This window comes from Blastococcus sp. KM273129, from assembly GCF_021698995.1.
Taxonomy (GTDB): Bacteria; Actinomycetota; Actinomycetes; order Mycobacteriales; family Geodermatophilaceae; genus Blastococcus.
Window position 1 is genome coordinate 157,555 of record NZ_SSXB01000001.1, and the last position, 20,061, is coordinate 177,615.

The 20,061-nt window shown below is 72.0% G+C and carries 18 protein-coding genes and 1 pseudogene; 12 read left to right on the top strand and 7 right to left on the bottom strand.

Translation table 11 applies throughout. The features are described 5' to 3' along the window. Positions 1-9: 9 nt before the first annotated feature. From E9565_RS00730 to E9565_RS00745, 4 genes are all read right to left on the bottom strand, one after another. Positions 10-4,314: a DEAD/DEAH box helicase gene (locus tag E9565_RS00730; protein WP_236833846.1), complete on the bottom strand. Its 4,305-nt coding sequence runs from the start codon at positions 4,312-4,314 to the stop codon at positions 10-12. Between the two features lie 377 nt (positions 4,315-4,691). After that, positions 4,692-4,829 (bottom strand): hypothetical protein, encoded by a 138-nt coding sequence (locus E9565_RS00735; protein ID WP_236833847.1) that lies wholly within the window; start codon positions 4,827-4,829, stop codon positions 4,692-4,694. A gap of 249 nt (positions 4,830-5,078) precedes the next feature. After that, positions 5,079-5,804, bottom strand: coding sequence for an adenylate/guanylate cyclase domain-containing protein (locus E9565_RS00740; protein ID WP_236833848.1), 726 nt, complete (start codon positions 5,802-5,804; stop codon positions 5,079-5,081). A gap of 1 nt (position 5,805) precedes the next feature. Further along, complete coding sequence (locus tag E9565_RS00745; protein WP_236833849.1) at positions 5,806-6,363, bottom strand: Pycsar system effector family protein; 558 nt, start codon at positions 6,361-6,363, stop codon at positions 5,806-5,808. Between the two features lie 557 nt (positions 6,364-6,920). Here E9565_RS00745 and E9565_RS00750 point away from each other — a divergent pair. The 5 genes from E9565_RS00750 (at position 6,921) to E9565_RS00770 (ending at position 11,642) form a co-directional block, all read left to right on the top strand. Then, entirely contained in the window at positions 6,921-7,379 is a 459-nt protein-coding gene (locus E9565_RS00750) for a hypothetical protein (RefSeq protein WP_236833850.1), read from the top strand. 688 nt (positions 7,380-8,067) lie between these two features. Next, positions 8,068-8,295 (top strand): hypothetical protein, encoded by a 228-nt coding sequence (locus tag E9565_RS00755; RefSeq protein ID WP_236825513.1) that lies wholly within the window; start codon positions 8,068-8,070, stop codon positions 8,293-8,295. 1 nt (position 8,296) lies between these two features. Beyond that, complete coding sequence (locus tag E9565_RS00760) at positions 8,297-9,841, top strand: cation:proton antiporter (protein ID WP_236825512.1); 1,545 nt, start codon at positions 8,297-8,299, stop codon at positions 9,839-9,841. A gap of 291 nt (positions 9,842-10,132) precedes the next feature. Continuing rightward, positions 10,133-10,711 (top strand): MBL fold metallo-hydrolase, encoded by a 579-nt coding sequence (locus E9565_RS00765; protein WP_236833851.1) that lies wholly within the window; start codon positions 10,133-10,135, stop codon positions 10,709-10,711. An 82-nt stretch (positions 10,712-10,793) separates the two neighbouring features. Beyond that, positions 10,794-11,642: a DUF817 domain-containing protein gene (locus tag E9565_RS00770; RefSeq protein ID WP_236833852.1), complete on the top strand. Its 849-nt coding sequence runs from the start codon at positions 10,794-10,796 to the stop codon at positions 11,640-11,642. On the opposite strand, the gene E9565_RS00775 is transcribed toward E9565_RS00770, so the two are convergent. Beyond that, the gene (locus E9565_RS00775) at positions 11,643-13,079 is read right to left on the bottom strand and encodes a serine hydrolase (RefSeq protein ID WP_236833853.1); all 1,437 of its coding nucleotides are present in this window, start codon (positions 13,077-13,079) and stop codon (positions 11,643-11,645) included. Between the two features lie 189 nt (positions 13,080-13,268). Between E9565_RS00775 and E9565_RS23470 the strand changes: the two are divergent. Continuing rightward, positions 13,269-13,859 (top strand): annotated as a pseudogene (locus tag E9565_RS23470) (SemiSWEET transporter); the annotation flags it as partial. 33 nt (positions 13,860-13,892) lie between these two features. Here the strand turns inward: E9565_RS23470 and E9565_RS00780 are convergent. After that, on the bottom strand, positions 13,893-15,032 hold the full coding sequence (locus E9565_RS00780) for a glycosyl hydrolase (protein WP_236825509.1): 1,140 nt from the start codon (positions 15,030-15,032) through the stop codon (positions 13,893-13,895). Between the two features lie 96 nt (positions 15,033-15,128). On the opposite strand from E9565_RS00780, the gene nagB reads away from it, so the two are divergent. After that, the gene (nagB, locus tag E9565_RS00785; RefSeq protein WP_236825508.1) at positions 15,129-15,905 is read left to right on the top strand and encodes a glucosamine-6-phosphate deaminase; all 777 of its coding nucleotides are present in this window, start codon (positions 15,129-15,131) and stop codon (positions 15,903-15,905) included. 71 nt (positions 15,906-15,976) lie between these two features. Here nagB and E9565_RS00790 read toward each other — a convergent pair whose 3' ends face one another. After that, entirely contained in the window at positions 15,977-16,177 is a 201-nt protein-coding gene (locus E9565_RS00790) for a hypothetical protein (RefSeq protein WP_236825507.1), read from the bottom strand. A gap of 65 nt (positions 16,178-16,242) precedes the next feature. Between E9565_RS00790 and mgrA the strand changes: the two genes are divergently transcribed. Genes mgrA through E9565_RS22870 form a run of 5 tightly spaced genes read left to right on the top strand, consistent with a single transcriptional unit; the run spans position 16,243 to position 20,032 of the window. Continuing rightward, positions 16,243-17,274, top strand: coding sequence for an L-glyceraldehyde 3-phosphate reductase (gene mgrA / locus E9565_RS00795; RefSeq protein WP_236825506.1), 1,032 nt, complete (start codon positions 16,243-16,245; stop codon positions 17,272-17,274). A 55-nt stretch (positions 17,275-17,329) separates the two neighbouring features. Then, entirely contained in the window at positions 17,330-17,620 is a 291-nt protein-coding gene (locus E9565_RS00800; RefSeq protein WP_236825505.1) for a hypothetical protein, read from the top strand. Beyond that, on the top strand, positions 17,617-18,864 hold the full coding sequence (locus tag E9565_RS00805) for a hypothetical protein (RefSeq protein ID WP_236833854.1): 1,248 nt from the start codon (positions 17,617-17,619) through the stop codon (positions 18,862-18,864). The genes E9565_RS00800 and E9565_RS00805 overlap by 4 nt, the downstream gene beginning before the upstream one ends. An 8-nt stretch (positions 18,865-18,872) precedes the next feature. After that, the gene (locus E9565_RS00810) at positions 18,873-19,460 is read left to right on the top strand and encodes a hypothetical protein (protein WP_236825503.1); all 588 of its coding nucleotides are present in this window, start codon (positions 18,873-18,875) and stop codon (positions 19,458-19,460) included. Beyond that, positions 19,457-20,032, top strand: coding sequence for a hypothetical protein (locus E9565_RS22870; protein ID WP_304505867.1), 576 nt, complete (start codon positions 19,457-19,459; stop codon positions 20,030-20,032). The genes E9565_RS00810 and E9565_RS22870 overlap by 4 nt, the downstream gene beginning before the upstream one ends. Positions 20,033-20,061: the final 29 nt, after the last annotated feature.

Sequence of the window (20,061 nt, forward strand, 5' to 3'; positions counted from 1 at the left end):
CGTAGCGGCCTACGACCAGCGGAGGCTTGCCGGCTGCGTCTTGACCGTGCCGCGGTCGTCCCAGGACAAGCGGACTGTGCTGCGGAGACGACACCGGATGTCGGCGAACGCCTTCAGCAGTCCGCTTGCCCTCAGCACGTCGATGTCGGTCGGAAGGTGCTGGAGCAACTCCTCGCTGACCAAGACGATCAGCTTGGCTCGGGCTCGGGAGGCCATCACATTGAACCGGTTGAGGGACTGAAGGAACTCGTCCTCATCGGCGATGGTGTCGGGGTCTCCGACTGCGTACGAGGCGACGATGACGTCGCGTTGCTGCCCCTGGAACCGCTCCACGGTGTCCACCGCGGCGCGCACGAGACCAGGCTGAACGGCAGGCAGCACCCGACCGATGAGGGTGCTGATCATGCTCTGTTGTGCTCGGTGCGGGGTGACAACTCCGATGCCGGTGGCGAACAGCGCCTCCACCGCATACGGCGTGTTGGAGGGCGGGACGGGGTGCCCGGTGGGAACGGCCTCGCCGTCCAACTGGTCGGCCAGACGGTTGTGCAGGAGCCACGTCAGTCCGGCGACGACCTGCGCTTCGAAAGGATTGGATTGACCAGACAGGCCGTCTCGGTAGACCAGACAGGTGACCGGCTTGTCCGGGTCGAGTAGCAGCGGCAGGTCTGGCGACCAGACGAGCTCCGAAGGCCAACCGAATGGCGGCTCAACGTCCGCGGGCATCGACCCCAGCAGGTTGAGGCGCAGTCGTGGATTGTGGGCGACCAGGCCCGGCGGATAGTCGGCGTCTCGCGCCAAGGCAACGATTTCGTCGTTGGATCGGTAGTTCACCGTGAGGTTCTGTGACGGCACCTTGTGGTGCTTGGCGATGAAGTCGTAGATGCTCCCCACCAGATGCTCGGTGCCCTCAGGCGGCTCCACCTGATGGATCGGCGGCAGCTGCAGTGGATCGCCGGCGATGACGATGGATCCGCCCGACGCGAGGGTGGCCAGCGGCAGCACGGCGTTGGCCACGTCGACCTGGCTGGCCTCGTCGATGACAATCAGGTCGAACAGGGGAGCGGTCGGCCCGAGGCCCGTGCCCTCGGCGAGCCGGTGGAGCTGGTGCCCGCTGGCGCCCACCACGGTGATTTCGGTTCCTGGGACGGTGAGCCGGTCCTGCAGCGTCTGCTGAGCTGCGTCGGCATGGCGCGAGATGGCGCAGTCGATGACCGGCGCGACCGCCGGTTCGCGGCCGCCCGAGCGGCACCGCCAGACCTGGGCCGGCAGCGACATCCGTTGCACGAGCGCGGCGACTTCGCTGAGCACGTTGTCGATCGCGTTGTAGGTGGAGGACGCGACGAGGATCCGCAGCGGCCTCTGCGCGGTGGCCGCGTCGTACACGGCGCCGGCGATGATGTTGGTGACCGTGCGGCTCTTCCCCGTCCCGGGCGGCCCCCACAGCAGCGCCAGTCGGTGGGTCAGGGCGTGGTCGAAGGCCGACCATTGACTTGCGTTGAGGTCACGTTGGGCGTTGATCAACGCCGCCTTCGCCGCCTGGACGTCCCGAGGGACTGGGGTAGCGGCCATCGCCGGCGCGTCCCACAGCACGTCTTCCACGGGCACGGAGGCGCTGGCCTGAGGGGCAGGAGCTCGACCCAAGGCTCGGGCGGCGATCGGCGATGCCACCGCCTTCGGGGTCCTCCCGATGGCGCGAAGTGTGGCCTCCAGCTTGTCGGAGAAGAAGTCCTTGCTGGTCTTTTCCAGACTGACGTGACGATCCAAGGACAGCAGGCCGCTTCCGAGGAGCGCCTGGCGCGCGAGCGCCTTGTAGGAATCCATCTCAACAACGGCAAGATTGAGATCCCGGTCGAACCGGACCAAGGTGGCGCTCAGGACGTCGGACATGGCCGCGTACTGGTCCTGCCCGAAGTTGGCGAGGATGTTCGGAGCGAGAGGACCTGCGATCTTTCGGACGAAGCGCCCGACCTTCCAGTCCAGAATCTCAACCATGTGCTCCGGTACCAGGGCGCAGAGGAAGTCGCCTTCCTTGAAGTTCGCCTGAGCGCTGTTGGGGCGAACCTCGTACACCTCGTGGTCGAGCGTTCCGGTCATGTTGAGCGCTTGGAACGCGTCGTCTCGTTCGCGGCCGGTGAGCCGCCGGGTGAACCGGGCGGCGACGAACCGTGCTTCCCGTTCGTGCGGCGGCATGGCGCGGCGGCGCGCGGCTTCCTGAGCCTCCACGGCGTGGTTCAACTTGGTGAAGGCCAGCAGCAGCAGTTCGTCGGCGGTCAGCCGGGCGACGTTCTGAGGCGGGGCGAGTACGGACTGACGCGGCGCACGCCGATGCAGCAGGTCCTGTTCACGCAGGTCCTGCCGAAGCCGCTTGGTGACCTCCTCCAGTGCTTGCAGCCGTGTCCCGACGGCTCGCTGGAGGTTCGTGATCGTGTTGGCGAAGTGAGGGCCCCGCCGCCAAACGTCATGAGCACGCTCGCTGGGGATCTGGTCAGACAGCGGGTCTTCCCAGAAGGTCGGCATCCGGAACTGGTCGTACGGGGGTTGGACGCTCCTGGTGTGGTAGAGCCGAGCGGTCCGCAGCAGCGAGTAGTAGTGGCTGATCGGCAGGGCCACCAGCGACCGGACGGCGTCGCCGACGATCGTGATGACCGGGTCAGCCATCAGTCGCCACTGGTGCAGGATTTCCTCCGGCGGGAATAGCCAGGCGAGGGTCCGGAGGCCGTTCGGCGCCGCGAGGATTGCTTCCAGGTGCCGGCCGACGATCCGGCACAAGTGCCGATAGGTCAGGTCGTCCCAGATGTAGAACTGGATGGTGGACAAGTCGCCTGGTGCGGCGCCTCGGCTGGCGTCCTCAGAGCGGACGAACTGAATGATGCTGTCGATCTGAGCGAGGAACTGAAGGAGGACCTCTTCCTCGCGCTTGAGGGTCTTGCTGTCGACGACGAAGGCCTTCGGGCTGTTCCACACCCGAAAGTTCGGTTGGGCGGGTCGAGGCTGACCGAACGGGGTCGGTTCGCGCCAATACCCGCTCAAGCCCAGCGCGAGAGTGATGGCGCTGGATGCATCAAAGTCGGCGGTGATGTACACGCTGAGGTCCGACCACACCGGTAGCACGGCGCTGGTGCCTGACCGCGGAGCGATGCCGGTGGCGTCACCGGAGGTCAGGGATTCCGCCCGACTAGCGATGACAGTCCGCTGTCCGCGAAGCGAGTGGTGCAGATCGAACGCGGGATCTGTGGGCTCAAGGGCGGCGACTGCGCTCACCGTGTCACTGCCGGCTCCCGCCAGGAGCGCGCTTGCGCCGCGGCCGACGAACGCGATCTGCGACAGATGACCGGTCGCGGCCGCAGTCGGCAGGCAGTGCAGCGGATCAACGCCACTGTTCGCTCCCCAGGCCTGGCCGAGGAAGTCGCAGCCACGGCACCGGGAGGTGACGTGATACGGCAACTGCTGCCACGGCTGGCTAAGCACCTCGGGAAGCGTGACGTTGAAAAAGTGCTGGAGGCTGCTGACGAATACCGGCAGCGGTGCCACCTCAAGATCAGTCTGCACCGCCGCGAAGGCGTCGGAGGCGGACAGGGAAATCCCCTGCTCTCTGGCTGCCGTCTGCGCGGTGATGAGGGCGCTCGCCTCGTGATTGCCCGGCCAGATCGCCGGGTCGGGGCAGACCACAAAGTCGCTGTCCAGTTTGTGGTCGACCAGCCATCCGGCGAGGGCGACGCTGTAGTACACGACCTCGGCGAAGTAGCCGGGACCAGGCTGTGCGGTCAGCTTGATGTCGATGATCCTGAGTTGCCGTCGGGCGTCGCCATCGGGCAAGTCGGTGACCGACCCGTCGGCCTTGACGATCCGTGCAGTCGTGCCCGGTGAGCGGATCTCGATCAGGTCCGGGCGCAGGTTGTCGAAGGTGAGCCCGTGCTCGTCGATCAGCGCGGTGACGTTGAAGCCCTCTTGGAAGGCGGGCCCCACCTCGAAGGTGTGCTCTGCCAGGAACGTCTGCGGAATGGCGCCGGTCAGGCTGTCCAGCAGGGGAGTGCTGGCGAACTCGATCCCCGATGCGTTGGAGGAGCGTTTGCGCGTGCCGATGAGGACGTGAGAGCCCATCACCGCATCCAGCTCGGCGAGTCGACTCGCGGCCCACTCATCGCCTGCCTGCGCGATGGCATTGAGCCCCGGAAGCGGAGGCTGCTTGGGAGGCATGCCGAGCGACTGCCTCTCCGGGTTGGCCCGGGTCTCGGGCGCCAACAGGATTCGCAGCTGCTTCTGGCAATCCGTACCGAGGAAGCGCGTCAGCGTGTGCTTTCCCAAGACCGGCACGGCGGGCCTCTCTGCAGAACGTCCATGACACCTTGCGTGCCGCCCAAGCCAACGAATCGGAACTGAGGCGGACGGCAGGCAGAGTAAGCGCCGGTACCGACAAGACTCGTCCGCGACTGTGCCGACGTGTCCCGGTCCCGCGGTGGTGAGACAGACTCGGGCCACGGGCTTCATGCACTCCCGTCGCAACGGCGCTCAAGACCGGTGCAGTCGCGGACCCGTCGGAACTCGTGCGCTGAGCGGTCAGGCCGGCCGTCAGCCAGCGATGAGCGTCCCCGTCAGGCGCTCGCGCAGAGGGAGCCAATGATCGCGCCGGAGCCGGACAGCAGCGCCGGGGTCTCGGCGGCCGTCTGCGTGGCCGCCGGATCGGTCGCTACTCAGCTGCGGGTGTCCGCGACCACGCGTCGCGCATCGACGGCCACCGCCGGGACGATCCGCTCAACGCCGTCGACGCTGGCGGCACCGATGGCGACGTCGGCCACGTCCGCGACGCGCCAGGTCTCGTACCGCGCCACCGGGCACCACCGGTGTCGGGCGATTGCGGCGATCGGAGGGGCGGCCGTCACTAGCTTCCGGCAAGACGAGCAGGTACACGGCGCAAATCCCCTGCTTTCACAGCACTCCTGCGTCCCCCGTCGTCACCGCCACCAGTCCTGCGTCTCGCAGGGGCAGTTCTCTGCTTGGTGTGGTCGCCGACCGGCTCGGGGACTCCATGCGGCTCGGGCAAGCCGCTCCAGCTCCTGTAGCGGGGACCAGAGCGGGTCTCAGAAGCCTTGCGCGTCCATCCACTCGCTCATCGACTTGAGGACGACATCTCCGCTGTAGCACCGATGCGTCTGGTTGTAGGCCAGCAACTTCTGGTTATCCTCGTTGAGGTTGTTGTAGAAGACCTGCGACACGAAGATCGGCTTCTGCCAGCCGTCGTGCGCCTTGGCGGCCAGATGAGCCGCCTCGTTGACCACGTCACCCATGTAGACAACATCGTTGATCCCGCTGCCGTTGTAACCGGCCTTGACCATGAGCGCGCGGCCCCAGGAAGCCCCGATCCCGGCCTTGATGGGAGTCTTGAAGCCAGCAGCCGCCATCTTCTTGTTCAAGAGTTGCATAAGCGAGTTCGCGGTGTACGCGAATCGGAAGACATCGTCGATGTCTTTCTTGTAGGGCGTGTTCACGACAGCCCAGACCGCGTCCCCCGCGATGTTGACCTCTCGGGTCCCAGGGTCGCTGTTGAAGATCGCGACCATCTCCGAGAGGTAGGCCCGGTACACCTTCGCGAGCCGTGGCCGGTCGTAGTGATTGGGCAGAGACGAGGAGTCCCTGATGTCGACGAAGATCGCGGAGCAGTTGGCGTAGAAGCCGTTGGTAAAGGTCAGTTTGTCGCGATCCGGGAGGGAGTCGACTTCTGTGAAGTTCCCGGCGGGCTGCGCCAGGTAGTCGTCGATCCGCTTCGCCGAGGCGACGTAGTCGTAGTCCTTGTAGTTGCTGTCCATGTCAGCCCCCCACTGAGCGGATGGCCAGGATCACGGCGACCCAGGCCAGACTGGCTAGCGCTGCCACGAGGCAGACGACGGCGCGACTGCCCCACGTGTACTTCCGCAACGCCACGTGCGAGTTGGCCCAGACCTGCTCCGCAATCTCCCGGACGAGGTCCTCGCTGGACGCGGTGAGCCGGTGCAGGTCCAGGAAGTACGTGTGCGGCTTCGTCGGGTGCTTCTCGGCGATGTGCTTGTAGTAGAGAGGGCTGATGGGCGCGTCCCCGCGTGCGCCCAGGCGCGGAACCAGTGCGAGGGCCGCGGATGCTCCGGCGACGAGCACGGCGATCGCGCACAGCACTGACGCGATGGCGAGCCACGCACCGATCACGTTGACGCTCTTGACCAGGTTGTAGAGGACGCCGCCGGTCACGCCCGCGGCTGCCAGCGTTGCTCCGGCCTTCGTCTCTGCGTGCTTGATCCAGTCGACGATCAGCCCGAGCGCCTTCCAGGCGTGGTCAGGGTTGCCATCTAAGAGATCGTCGGTGTCCTCGGGAGGTTCAGGAGGAGGCGTCATCGGTCGACGATCACGCCCGGCGTTTCAGCCCGTGCCACTCCCTCGATGCTCATGCCAACACCCTATGAACGACCACCGACACTCCTGTGTCGCTACCGATGGTCGCTTCGTGGCCCGGCCCGCCCGGATCACATGGGAGGCCGAACGCCCCACGGTTGAGAGCGGAGGAAAGGCGTCTTCGTGCTGGCAGTGGCGCTGCTGGCAACGGCGCCGCGCCTATGGCCCTTGGGCGCGACCCATGGCTGCGCACCGGTAGCCCGAACCCGCACCGCACGTCGTGAGCACCTTGATTGGGAAGGCTGATGATCACCACATGGGGATTCCCTGCGAGCCAGTACTTGGGTCACCGGGGATCTCGCCCTCGCACGAGGCGCCCCGACCGGCGACTACCCGGCCGCCGACGGCGTGGTCGCCGTCCTGGTCGCAACCGGAGCCGCCACCGCAGCACTCCTTCTCCGGTGAAGTCACCCCACTCCCGGGCAGGACTGGCCGGTGCCTTCGCGGCGACGTCTGCGCTTAACCAACAGCCGCGGGCTGCCCGCGTCGATACACCTCGTATGGAGATTTACGAGTTCGATGGAGACCGCGCCGAGACCGACCTCATCAGCCACATCATCACCACGGAGGCGCCCCGCCTCCGGGCCGATAGTGGCGTTGTCGTCTGCGGCCGAGAAACCGCCCTACTGGAACGGCTCGCCATCGCGCTGGCCACCGCCGCCGGACGGACGCTTGTCAGCCACCTGCCGGTCGCATGCCACACGATCTATTGCAATGCCATCACCAGCGGACCACCGGTCGTCCTACTCGCCGTCCTGACGCCGGCCCGTGCGCTGACCTTCACTCACAACGGCGGGATGGCCGACTCTGATCGGCCTGCCGGTGACCGCGCCGTCCGAACCTTCATCGCGGGTGCTCGGTACATTCACCTTGCCCGCGACAACCAACTTCAGTGCCTCCGTGCCACCACCGGAGAACTTGCAGAGTGGGCACCAAAGCATCTCGGCGACGCCTCCTGAGCGCCGGTCCATGATCGGTGAGCAGGTTGATTGCGGCGCGTCCTCGGCGACGGTGGCTGCTGGCGCCGCTGACCCTGCAGCGCCCGTGGCCGCGGACCGCGGCACCGCGGCCAGGTCGGAGATGCTTGTGGGATACCGGGGGACCTCATACTGTTGGTGCGGACGACGCGCTGACCAGCGAAGACGTCCTGCAGGGCTCGATACCAAGATCATTACAGTCTCGTTTGCAGTCTCATTCACATGAGAGTTCCCAGCTGATGGCGAGGCCCGCCGGGATGTCCCGCGGATTCCCGCGGAATGTCCCGGCGGGCTCGCCGAAGTGTCAGCGGGTTCGACACCGACGGTCCGCCCACGGGCGGTAGTGATCGCCAACATGGCAACAGCCGTCCAGCCGCCCCGGCCCTCCACGGAGGGCTGGGGCGGCTCTGCATGTGACGTGCAGATCGACCCGCTCGTCACCCGGGAGCGCCGACCTGCGCAGCCTGACCGGGATGCTGCCGTGGGCTCGGTGGGAAGGGGCGGTGCACGGCCGCGTCGACCGATCGACCTTGCGACACCGGCCACGCGAAACGCCCGCTGCGCGATCGTCATGGCGCTCCTGCCGGTGGATCTGTCGGGACAGCCTGGCCCTCGTCACGGCGGAAGCGGATGATTCGGCCGTTCCAGCCGGACGGTCGGATGAGGAGTCATGGGGCGCCACGTGAAGATCCAGGAGCTGATGGGCATCGGCAAGCGCTACGACCTCGGCGTGCTGGGAGGTGGTCAACGGGTGTCTGTCGTCCTGCACAAGGACGGGCACCGGGAGCTGTACGCCTTCGAGAAGTCGGCCGAGGAGCCGAGCGCCGTGCTGGAACTGTCCGACGACGAGTCCCGCATGTTGGGGGCGGTACTGGCCGGCACCTACTTCGAGGACTGACGTGCTGCAGGCTGCGGCCGCCGGCGAGACCGCCGGCTTCGGTGAGAACGAGCTCGTCACCATCGGCGCCGTGCTGCTGCTGGCCGCCCTCCTGGCTCGCCTCGGGCAGCGGCTCAGTCTGCCGACCATCCCGTTCTTCATGGCCGCGGGCATCCTCCTCGGGCCCAGCGTGCCGGGGATCGTGCTGGTCGACGACCCGGTGGACCTCGAGCTGCTCGCCTCGCTCGGACTGATCCTGCTGCTGTTCCACCTCGGGGTCGAGTTCCCGGTGCAGCAGGTGGTCCGCAGCGGGCGCCGGCTGCTGTTGGTGGCCACGGTCTACATCGTGCTCAACGTCGGCGCCGGCATCCTGCTCGGGCTGGCCCTCGGATTCGGGGCGCAGGAGGCGCTCGTCATCGGCGGCGCCGTGGGCATCTCGTCGTCGGCGATCGTGACGAAGGTGCTGATCGAGCTGCGTCGGCTGGCCAATGCCGAGACGCCGGTCGTGCTCGGCATCATCGTGGTGGAGGACATCTTCCTGGCCGGTTACCTCGCGCTGCTCTCGCCCATCATCGGGGGAGCGGAGACCCCGCTGGCACTCCTCGGCGACATCGCACTCAGCTTCGGCTTCCTCCTCCTGCTCGTCGTCGTGGCCCGCTTCGCCGCCGGCGCGGTCGCGGCCGTGGTGCACAGCCGCGAGGACGAGCTGCTCGTCATCGGCGCCCTCGGCCTGGTGCTGCTCGTGGCAGGCACCTCCGAGGAGCTCGGCGTCTCTGACGCGATCGGAGCGCTGATGATCGGACTGGTCATCAGCCGGACGTCGTTGAGCGAGAGGGTCGAACGTCTGGTGCGGCCGCTGCGGGACGCCTTCGCCGCGGTCTTCTTCATCGCCTTCGGCGCCAGCATCGATCTCGGGGCCATCGGCTCCGTGCTGGTTCCGGCGCTGATCGCCGGCTGCCTCACCCTGGTGCTCAACCTGGCGGCGGGGGTCTTCGCCGCCCGCGTGTACGGCTACCACCAGCGTGCGGCCGCCAACCTGGGCCTCACGCTGCTCGGACGCGGGGAGTTCTCCCTGATCCTCGCGACCCTGGCCGTGAGCGCGGGGCTGGACGACCGGTTGGCCTCCTTCATCGCTGTCTACGTGCTGCTCCTGGCGGTGGTCAGCCCGCTGGCGGCGGCGAATGCGGCATGGGTGGCTCGCCGCCTGCCCGACCGCTTGTTCCGGGAGAACTTCACCTACGTCCGCGGCGAGACCATGGCCAGCTCCTGCACCCATCTCGACACCGTCCGGCAGGTCGAGCCGAAGACCCCGGAAGGCTGCGAGGAGTGCCTGGAGATCGGGGACACGTGGGTCCACCTCCGGTTGTGCCTGAACTGCGGACACGTCGGCTGCTGCGACGACTCCAAGAACAAGCACGCCGCGGCCCACTTCCGCGAGGAGGACCACCCGGTCATCCAGTCCCTGGAGCCGGAGGAGTCATGGCGTTGGTGCTTCGTCGACAAGATCCTGATCGACCCCGGAGCGACCGGGACGTCCGGAGAGCAGGCGCAGGGAACGCGGACCTGAGGGCGGTTCGGCGACCGGGCAGGCATCGAGCGGGCCGGCCCCGACCCGCGCCGGCGACCGGACAGGGACCGGCCCTGTCGTGCACGCCCCGGGGATCGCGCCGCGAGTCGGCGAACGGCCATCAGCCCGGGCAGTTCACGGGGACGTGGTCGAAGTGGTTCGCCGTCACGCTCCGGGCACGTCGCCGGCCACTCGATCCGCGGCGGCCTGAGTGCGGGCGAACCGCTCCCGCTGAATGGGCGATCACGGCGGTGGCGCGCGGTCCGTGCCGCCGCTGTTACGGTCCGCCGCATGACGGAGCTGGCGCGCACCGCCCGCCTGGACGTCCTGGTCGAGGGCTACGTGCGCATGCCGCACGTGGCGGGCACGGTCAGCCTGGTCCGGGACGCCGGCCGGGTCGTCGTCGTCGACCCCGGCATGGTCGCCGACCGGGACCTCATCCTGGCCCCGATGCGCGAGCTCGGCGTCCGCCCCGAGGACGTCACCGACGTCGTCGTCAGCCACCACCACCTCGACCACACGCTCAACGTCGCCCTGTTCCCGGTGGTCCCGGTACACGACTTCCAGTCCGTCATCGAGGGCGACACCTTCACCCGCCGGGCCGCCGAGGGCACGCAGCTGACGCCGGCCATCCGGCTGCTGGCCACGCCCGGGCACACCCCGCAGGACATCACCACCCTCGTCGGCACACCCGACGACGTCGTCGCCCTGACCCACCTGTGGTGGACCGAGGAGGGCCCGGCCGACGACCCCTACAGCCACGACCGCGACGAGCTGCGCCGGCAGCGGGAGCGCGTGCTCGACCTCGCCACCCTCGTGGTCTGCGCCCACGGCGCGCCCTTCCGCCCCGGCCCGGCCACCGTCCGGTGACCGACCGCCGGCCAGGGGCCGGCAGACACGCGCGGGCCGCGCAGACGCCAGCGGGCCGCGGGAACGACCTAGCCTCCGCCCGGTGAAGCAGCTGCTGCGGTTCGCCTGGATCGAGGCGCAGTGCTGCCTCTTCGCCGTCCTCTTCTTCGTCGGCCTGGCGCTGGTCCGGGTGGTGCCGCTGCCGATCGACGCCGCCGACGCGCTGCTGCTGTGGTCCCTCGGCGTGACGCTGGCGCTGTGGCTGCTCCGCTGGGAGACCGGCCGCGAGGTCGCCGTCATCTTCGGCTTCCACCTCGTCGGCCTGGTGCTCGAGCTGTTCAAGGTCGCCCAGGGGTCGTGGTCCTACCCGGACACCGGTCTGGCCACGGTCGGCGGGGTCCCGCTCTACAGCGGCTTCATGTACGCCGCGGTCGGCAGCTACGTCTGCCAGGCCTGGCGCCGGTTCGACCTCCGGATCGGCACCTACCGCGCGCGCAGCACCGCCGTCGTCGCGGCGCTGGTCTACCTCAACTTCTTCACCCACCACGTCACCTGGGACGTCCGGCTGCCGCTGGCCCTCCTGCTGCTCGCCGTCACCTGGCGGACCGGGGTGCACTTCACGGTCGGCCGGCGGCGCTACGTGATGCCGCTCGCGCTCTCGTTCGTGCTCATCGGCTTCTTCCTCTGGGTCGCCGAGAACGCCGCCACCCTGCTGCGCGCCTGGCAGTACCCGTCGCAGGAGTCGGTGTGGACGCTCGTCCACGCCGCCAAGCTGGGGTCGTGGTCGCTGCTGGTGGTGGTCAGCATCGTGCTGGTCGCGGCGGTGAAGGCCCGGGAGGGGCAGCTGTACGGCCGGCCCGGTGACCGGACGGTCTTCCGGGCCTACGAGGCGCCCGAGGTGCCCCCGCTCCCCGCGCCGCTCGCCGACCGGGTGCCCGCCGCCGGTGCCTAGCTAGCCCCAGAGCCCCGGCGACGGTGCCGGCCCGCCGGTCATCGAGGCGCGTCGGCGGCGGAACTCCTCGACCTGCCGGTAGGTGACGCCGCCCAGCCGCAGCGACACGACCCGGCCAGCGGCGTCCCGCTCCAGCGGCACGAGCTCGCCGGCCGGCCCGAACCCCGGTTGCGGGGCGACCCGCAGCGTGCCGGCGTCGACCACCTGCAGCTCCTCGACGCCGGGCAGGGGGTCGGGCCAGGTCGGCCGTACGAGCACCAGCCGCCCGGCGAGCTCGGCGACGTCGACCACGCCCCAGAGCCCGGCGAACCGGCCGGTGGACGACGACGGTGGCGGGCTCCCGGGGGGCGCGGCCGGCACCTCGGTGCGCGGGTGCAGCGCGACGTCGACCAGCTTCACCAGCCCGGTCGCCAGCTCCTCGGCGGGGCCGTCGATCGCGTTGGTGAGCACGCTGACGACCAGCCCGTCGGCCGGGTCCACGAAGGTGACGGTGATCTGCCCGGGCCACCCACCGCTGTGCCCGACCAGCTGCCGCTCGCCCACGGTGGTCAACGCCAGCCCCAGCCCGTACCGGCCGACCTCGGTGCCGTAGGCGGTCACCACCGACTCCAGCCGCTGCATCACCCGCTTGGCGTCGTCGCCGAGCAGCCGGTCGTCCCCGAGCACGTGGGCCGAGCCGTAGAGGGCGAGGTCCTCGGCGGTGGAGAAGAAGCCGGTCGCCGCGGCGAAGGCGCCGGTGCCCCCGGAGCCGAGGGGCTCGCGGGTCTCCTCGCCCAGCAGCAGCCCGGTGTGCCCGCTGACGTGCTCGTCGGCGCGGGCGGGCTCGTGGTCGGCGCCGGTGCGGGTGAGGCCGAGCGGCTCGAGGATCCCGCGGCGGACCGCCTGGGCGTAGGGCACGCCGGTGACGGCCTCGATCGCCAGCCCGACCAGCGCGTAGCCGACGTTGGAGTACTTGAAGTGCTCGTTGCGGCGCAGCACCGGGCCCGCCCGCAGCGCCGCCGCGATCACCCCCGCCCGGTCGGGGAAGGGCTGCTCCAGCTGCCAGAAGTCGGCGTCGGCGCCGTCCCGGGTGACGCCGGCCTGGTGCCCGAGCAGCTCCCGGACGGTCACCCGGGCCACCGGCGAGGCGCCCGCCTCGAGCTCCGGTACGTGGACCCCGATCGGGTCGTCGAGCCGCATCCGCCCCGCTTCGACGAGCTGCAGCACCAGGGTCGCGGTGAACGTCTTGGAGTGCGAGGCGACGCGGAACAGGTGCTCGGGGGTCAGCGGGGCCGCGGTCGAGACGTCGGCAACCCCGAACGCGGCCGACAGCACCAGTTCGCCGCCGTGGCGGACGGCGACCTGCACGCCGGGGACGCGGCGGTGCCGCACCTGGGCGTCCAGCCACGACCGCAGGTAGCCGCCGGCGGCGCGGATCGTCTCGGTGCGGGTCGTCACGGCCGCCCAGCCTACGAGCGTGCGGCAGACGTCACAGAGCGCAATCGGAAGATCACGTTCCGGTCACGGATGGATGACGCCGATGACGTCCCCGGTCACCGCCGGCCCAGCCGCTCACCGCCGAGCGCCCCGCACCCCGTTCCCGGTGACCGCTCCTCGCACCGACTCCGAACGGATCCCCGCTCCACCATGTCCGCCGCTCTCGGCATCCTCGCGGCCACCCTCAGCATCTCCGTCGTCTGGCCCCAGGTCTGGCGGTCCTGCCGGCACCGCCGCACCCTCGGCCTCTCACCCACCAGCGCCTGGCTCGCCGTCGCGCTCAACCTCTGCTGGCTCGCCTTCGGCCTGCTCTCCGATGATCCCGTGCAGATCGTCACCAACGCCGTCGTCGGCACGGGCAACGCCGCCGTCCTCGTGGCGCTGCTGCTCACCCAGCCCCGGTTGCGCGCCCCGCACGTGCTGCTGCGCACCGCTCCGGGCGCCGCCGTCCTCGCCGCGCTGGCCGCCGGGGGGCTCGCCGGCACCGGGTTGCTCGGCACCGACCCGGCGGCGGCCGCGGCGCTGCTGGGCGGGGTCGCGTCCGTGGTCGGCGCGGCGGCCGCGCTGCCGCAGCCGGTCAGCCTGCTGCGCGACCGCACGCAGGACCTCTCCGGGCTCTCGCCGGCGCGGTGGTGGCTCGGCTCCGGCGCCTGCGCCGCCTGGACCGGTTACGGCTGGTGCCTCGACCAGGCCGCGGTGTGGCTGTCGGCCGGCGTCGGGCTGTGCTGCTCGCTGGTCGTCTGCGGGATGCTCCGCGCCCGGCGGGCCATCGGTTCAGCCTCCGCAGCGGGGGACGTCGCCGGCGTCGAGGGCCCACTCCGGCAGGTCGGCGCGGAAGGCGTCGCGCACCGGCGTGGACCCGGTCGCGCGCCAGTCCACCCGGCCGCCGACCTCCGGCTCCTCCTTGGCCCACTCGAACCAGTTGATCATCGCCAGGCGGGGCAGCCGCTCGGCCAGCCCCGGGTCGAACAGCTGCCGCCACCAGGTCTGCTTCACGGCCAGCTCGCCGTCGCCACCGCCGTCGGGGGCGAAGAACGCCGCGGTCTCCGGGATGGCCACCGGCTTGCCGTACCGCTCGCCGTACTCGGCGTAGAAGTCCGGTAGCCCCCGGTCGTCCCCGCCCCGCCCGGCGTAGGTGCCGGTCAGCTGGGCGAGGAACTTGCCCGGCTCGGGCACCTCGTTCTCCCCCCACGGGTGGGCGTCGCCCCAGTGGTAGAGCGACATCCCGACCCAGTCGACGGCGTCCTCGCCCGGCCAGTACGGGGCGTAGGGGTCGTCGGCCGCCGAGACCACGCCGTCGCCGTCGGTGTCCAGCGCGGCGACGTCGGCCGAGGCGCTCGCCGCGTGGACGCCGCCGGTGAACGGGTACCCGCCGCCGTAGTTGGGCGCCCACATGACCGCCGAGCCCGGCGCCCCCGCGTGGACGGCGGCGGCGATCCGCCGGAACGCCTCGACGTAGGCGCCCGGCTGCTGCCCCCACGGGTACCAGGAGCCGTTCATCTCGTGGGCGAAGCGCACGACCACCGGCACGCCCCGCTCGTTGTAGCCGGCCAGCCGCCCGGCCAGGGCTGCGGACGCGTCGTCGGTGACGGCGGCCAGCCCGTCGTGCGGCTCCAGGGTGAGCAGCAGCAGGCCCCCCTCGCCCCGCACCTGCTCGACGGCGGCGTCGAGGTTGCGCTCGTCGGCGGGGGAGAAGGGGAAGCCGGTGAAGGAGACGGCGACGGCGGGGCGGGAGCCCAGCGCGGCGGAGTGCTCGGTCAGCGTGCGGTCGCCCCAGTCCAGGTTCACCCCGAGGTAGACCCCGTCGGCTGCACCCGGCCGCGTCAGCTCGGCCGCCGGGCACACCGGCCCGGTCGCCCCGCTGGTACCGGCGCCCGGCGTCCCGCACCCGGACAGCAGGGCGGTGGTGGTCACGGCGGAGAGGGTCAGGGCCGGCAGTCGTCGCACACCGTCCCATCGGACGACGGGCGCCGCGGCTGAAGCGGGGCGCACCGGTGGGATCCTGGGGCCGTGGAGGTGGTCATCCTCCCCGGGCCCGACGAGGTCGCCCGGGTCGCGGCGCGGCGGATCGCCGAGGCGGTCCGCCGGCGCCCGGACGCCGTGGTCGGTCTCGCCACCGGCTCCTCGCCGCTGGGCCTCTACGCCGAGCTGGCCCGGCAGGTCGCCGCCGGGTGGCTGGACGTCTCCGGCATCCGCGGCTTCGGGCTCGACGAGTACGTCGGGCTCCCGCCGGGGCACCCGCAGAGCTACGCCTCGGTCCTGCGGCGCACCGTCGTCCAGCCGCTGGGGCTCGACCCCGCCCGGGTGCACGTCCCCGACGGCGGCGCGGCCGACCTGGACGCGGCGGCGGCCGGCTTCGAGCGGAGGATCGAGGCGGCCGGTGGCATCGACGTGCAGATCCTCGGCATCGGCGCCAACGGGCACATCGGTTTCAACGAGCCGACGTCGTCCCTGTCCTCGCGCACCCGCGTCAAGACCCTCGCCCCCCGGACGCGGGCGGACAACGCGCGCTTCTTCGGCTCCCCGGAGGACGTCCCGGTGCACTGCCTGACCCAGGGGCTGGGCACGATCCTGGAGGCGCGGGAGCTGGTGCTCGTCGCGCAGGGGAGGGCCAAGGCCGACGCCGTGGCGGCCGCGGTGGAGGGCCCGCTCAGCAGCATGTGCCCCGCCTCGGTGCTGCAGCTGCACCCCCGGGCCGGGGTCTACCTGGACGAGGCGGCGGCCGCACGGCTGCGGCTGGCCGACTACTACCGCCACACCTGGGCCCACCGGCCGGGCGGGGGTTGATGCCGGCGGGCCGCACCCGCTCGCGGGCGGAGGGGGTGGCGACGCCGACGGCGATCGATCCGCCGCGGGGGTCAGACCCGGTCGTCGCGCTTCAGCCGGCCGTACGCGGCGGTGGCGAGGAGCAGCAGCACGCCCACGAGCAGCAGCCAGATCAGGCCCTCGACCACCGCGAGCACCGCGCCGACCACCGAGAGCACCAGCCACGCGACCAGCAGGAACCCGAGCACGCGCAGCAGCACAGGAACCTCCAGGGGCCGGGTGGACGCGTCCACCCTGGGCGGCGGACCTCCCCGGGGGCGGTGCGGCGCGTGCGGCGGCGGTGCCGCAGGATCGGCGCATGGCCTACTCCGCAGCCGACGACCGCTACGACTCCATGACCTACCGCCGCACCGGGCGGAGCGGGCTGGACCTGCCCCTGCTCAGCCTGGGCCTGTGGCACAACTTCGGCGACGACGTGCCGTTCGACCGCCAGCGGGACATCCTGCGGCGGGCCTTCGACCTGGGCATCACCCACTTCGACCTGGCCAACAACTACGGCCCGCCCTACGGCAGCGCCGAGACCAACTTCGGGCGGCACCTGGCCGACGACTTCCGGCCCTACCGGGACGAGCTGGTCATCTCCACCAAGGCGGGCTACGACATGTGGCCCGGGCCGTACGGGCAGGGCGGGGGCTCGCGCAAGTACCTGCTGAGCAGCCTGGACCAGTCGCTGGCGCGGATGGGGCTGGAGTACGTCGACATCTTCTACAGCCACCGGCCCGATCCCGCGACGCCGCTCGAGGAGACGATGGGGGCACTGGACACCGCCGTCCGCTCCGGGAAGGCCCTCTACGCCGGCATCTCGTCGTACTCGCCCGAGCAGACCCGGCGGGCCGCCGCCATCCTCGCCGACCTCGGCACGCCGCTGCTGATCCACCAGCCCTCGTACTCGATGCTCAACCGCTGGATCGAGCGGGAGCACCTGCTGGACGCGCTCGCCGACGTCGGGGCCGGCTGCATCGCCTTCTCGCCGCTGGCCCAGGGCATGCTCACCGACAAGTACCTCGGGGGGGTGCCGGAGGGGTCGCGGGCCAGCCAGGGCAAGTCGCTCTCGCCCGACCTGCTCACCGAGCAGGCGCTCACCCACGTCCGCGCCCTGGACGGCCTGGCCCGTGAGCGCGGGCAGTCGCTGGCCCAGATGGCGCTGGCCTGGGCGCTGCGCGACCCGCGGATGACCACCGTGCTGATCGGGGCCAGCAGCGTGGGCCAGCTGGAGCAGAACGTCGGGGCGCTGGGGAACCTCGCGTTCACCGACGACGAGCTCGCGGCGATCGACCAGCACGCCGTCGACGCCGGCATCGACCTGTGGGAGGGCCCCCGCACCGCCTGACCCGCCTGTGGACGACGGGTCCGGGGCAGGGTCGTTCCTGCCTAGGGTCCGCGGCGTGGGTGATGGCCTCGAGGTGGAGACGGCGGTCCTGCGCGATGCGGGGCGGGCCCTGCTGGTCGTGCACGGTGAGTTCGACCGCGCGCGGGACACCGCCGACGTCGGCGGTGACGTCATCGCGCACGACCGGCTGCGGGAGCGGCTGCGGGAGTTCGGCACCGGCTGGGACCGCCGGCGGACCGAGATGGCCGAGCTCATCGCGGGGCTCGGCCAGGCCGCGCAGGACGCCGCGGAGCTCTACGAGCGGATCGAGACCGAACTCGTCGCCGCCCTGGCCGGTGAGCGGTGAGCCGCCCGCGGGACTGGTCGCCGCTGCGCCCGTCGGACCCCGTGGGCGGCGACGCGGGGGCGGTCGCCCGGCTCGCGCGGCAGTACGCCGGCACGGCCGCGGCGATCACCACGGCGGCGACGGCGCTCCGCGAGATCCACGGCAGCGCGACCGTGTGGGACTCCGGCGCCGGCCGGGCGTTCCGGGAGCGCACCGCAGAGGTGGCCGGCACGATCGAGCAGGCGCTCGCCCGGTACGAGGGGACGGCGGCGGCCCTGGCCGGCTACGCGCGCGCCCTGGAGGACGTCCAGGCCCGTGCCGACGTCGTCCTGGCCCGCGCCCGGGAGGCCGAGGAGGCCCGGGACGCCGCCTGGCGGGCCCGTGAACGGGCCGCCGCGCAGCCGGAACCCGACCCGGTCGCCGAGCGCCGGGCGCACGACGACGCCGCGGCGGCCACCGGGGGCATCCGGGCGGCCGGCGAGGAACTGGCGTCCCTGGAGGCCGAGTGGCGGGCGGCGGGGGAGACCGCCGCCGACGCCGTCGACGACGTCCTGGGCGCCGACGACCTCGCGGACGGCTTCTGGGACGACGTCCTGGACGTGGTCGCCGTCGTCACCGGCTGGGCCGGGAAGGTGGCGGGGGCCCTCGGCCTCGCGGCGTTCTTCCTCGGCGCGATCCCGGGTCTGCAGCCCTTCGCCGCACCGTTCGCCGCGCTGGCCCTCGCCGCCGGTGCCGTCTCCCTGGTGGGCAACACGGGGCTGCTGGCGAGCGGCCGGGCGGGGCTCGACGCCGTGCTCTGGGACGTCGCGGGCGTGCTGACCTTCGGGGCCGGTCGCGCCTTCGCGCTGGCCGGCCTGGCGGTGGCCACGGGCACCCGCGGGCTGGCCCGCCCGTCCCTCGTCACGCACCTGCGGGGTTCGGGCATGACCCGCCGGGAGGCGCGGGCGGCCTCGCGCGTCGCCGCGTCCCCGGGGCCGGCGGCCGGCGCGCTCACCTCCCGGGCCCGCGACCCGCGCGGCTGGCTGCCCACCCGCGGGGAGTGGGCCGAGGCCTACCGCCGGTCGGGGTTGTGGCGTGATCCCGTCGCCGGCCCGCCCACCTTCCTCCCCACGGCCGCGACGGCCGCACCCCAGGTGCAGACCGGCCTCTCCCGCGTCGCCCGGGCCGAGGGCGCGTGCCTGCTCGCGAACGCCGCCGGCACCGTTCCCGCCGCCAACGCCTTCGCCGGCAGCGGCGGCCCGGCTCCGGCCCGGGCGGCCAGGTGACCGCCGGGGTGCCGGGGGCCGTCGGGGTGCGGCCGCGCGACTTCACCTTCGCGGTGCCCGGCGACTGGGTGCGGATCCGCGTCCTGGACGACGCGGAGCGGGACGCCGACATCCGCCGCACCGCCCGGGCGGTCATCCGGGGCCGCCCCGACCGGGACCGGCTGATGCCCCAGGTGGCCCGCGTGCTGCACGACGCGGTCGCCGCGCGGGTGGACAGCCGCACGGTCGAGGTGCACCTGCCGGTGCTCCAGGAGGGCGCCCCACCGCTCGCCTGCGCCCTGGCGGTGGGGGTGGTCCCCCCGGCGGCCGGCGACCGGCCCGGCGCACACGAGGCCGCATTCCTGGCCGCGGCCGGTCCCGGGGGGTCGGCCGACGTGGTGGAGCTGCCCTGCGGGCCGGTGGCTCGCCTGCGCCGCCGGGTGCTCGCGCCCGCTCCGGGTGGCCGCCCCGTCCAGACGGCGGTTGCGCAGTACCACCACCCGGTGCCCGGCGGCGGCTTCGTGCTGCTGAGCTTCTCCACGCCGCTGCTGGAGCTGCTCGACCCGCTCACCGCGCTCTTCGACGCCGTCGCGGGCTCGTTCCGGTGGCTCCCGTGACGGGCTGGGAGTACTCCGTCGAGCCGTCCGACGTGGGCTGGGTGTGGCTGCCCCGGTCCGGTGCCGTGGCCGGGTGGGCGCGGGAGGTCTGCGCCGACCTGGGTGCCCGCGGGCAGGGCGCGGCGCGGCTGGGTGCGCAGCTGCGGTCGCTGGGCGCCGCGCTCCGCCAGGGCCCGCCCGACCTGGCCGCGCTCTGGGTGCCCGACCCGGTCCACGGCGTCCTGGCCAGCCTCCGTGCGGACCGGTACCGGCTGACCACCGGGCTGGCGGAGCTCGCCGAGCAGGAGCGGGCCGCCGCCGGGCGGGGCCTCGCGCCGCCCGCCGTGGACCTGGTCCCGCTCCCGGCCGGCCCGGCGCTGCGCGTCCGGCGGGTGGCGCGGCAGGTGGCGGGCCCGGGCGAGGGCCTCCTGGTCGAGAGCGTCAGCCACCTCGTCGCACCGCCGGGGGCGGTCGAGGCCGACGGCGTGCCGACGGGTGTGGAGCTCGTCATGGCCTGGACGCTGCTGCACGAGGGGGAGCAGTTCGCGGACATGGCCGACCGGACGGCCGAGCGGCTCCGCGGCAGCGGCTGACCGCGGGCCCGGGCCTCACCCCTCGGGGG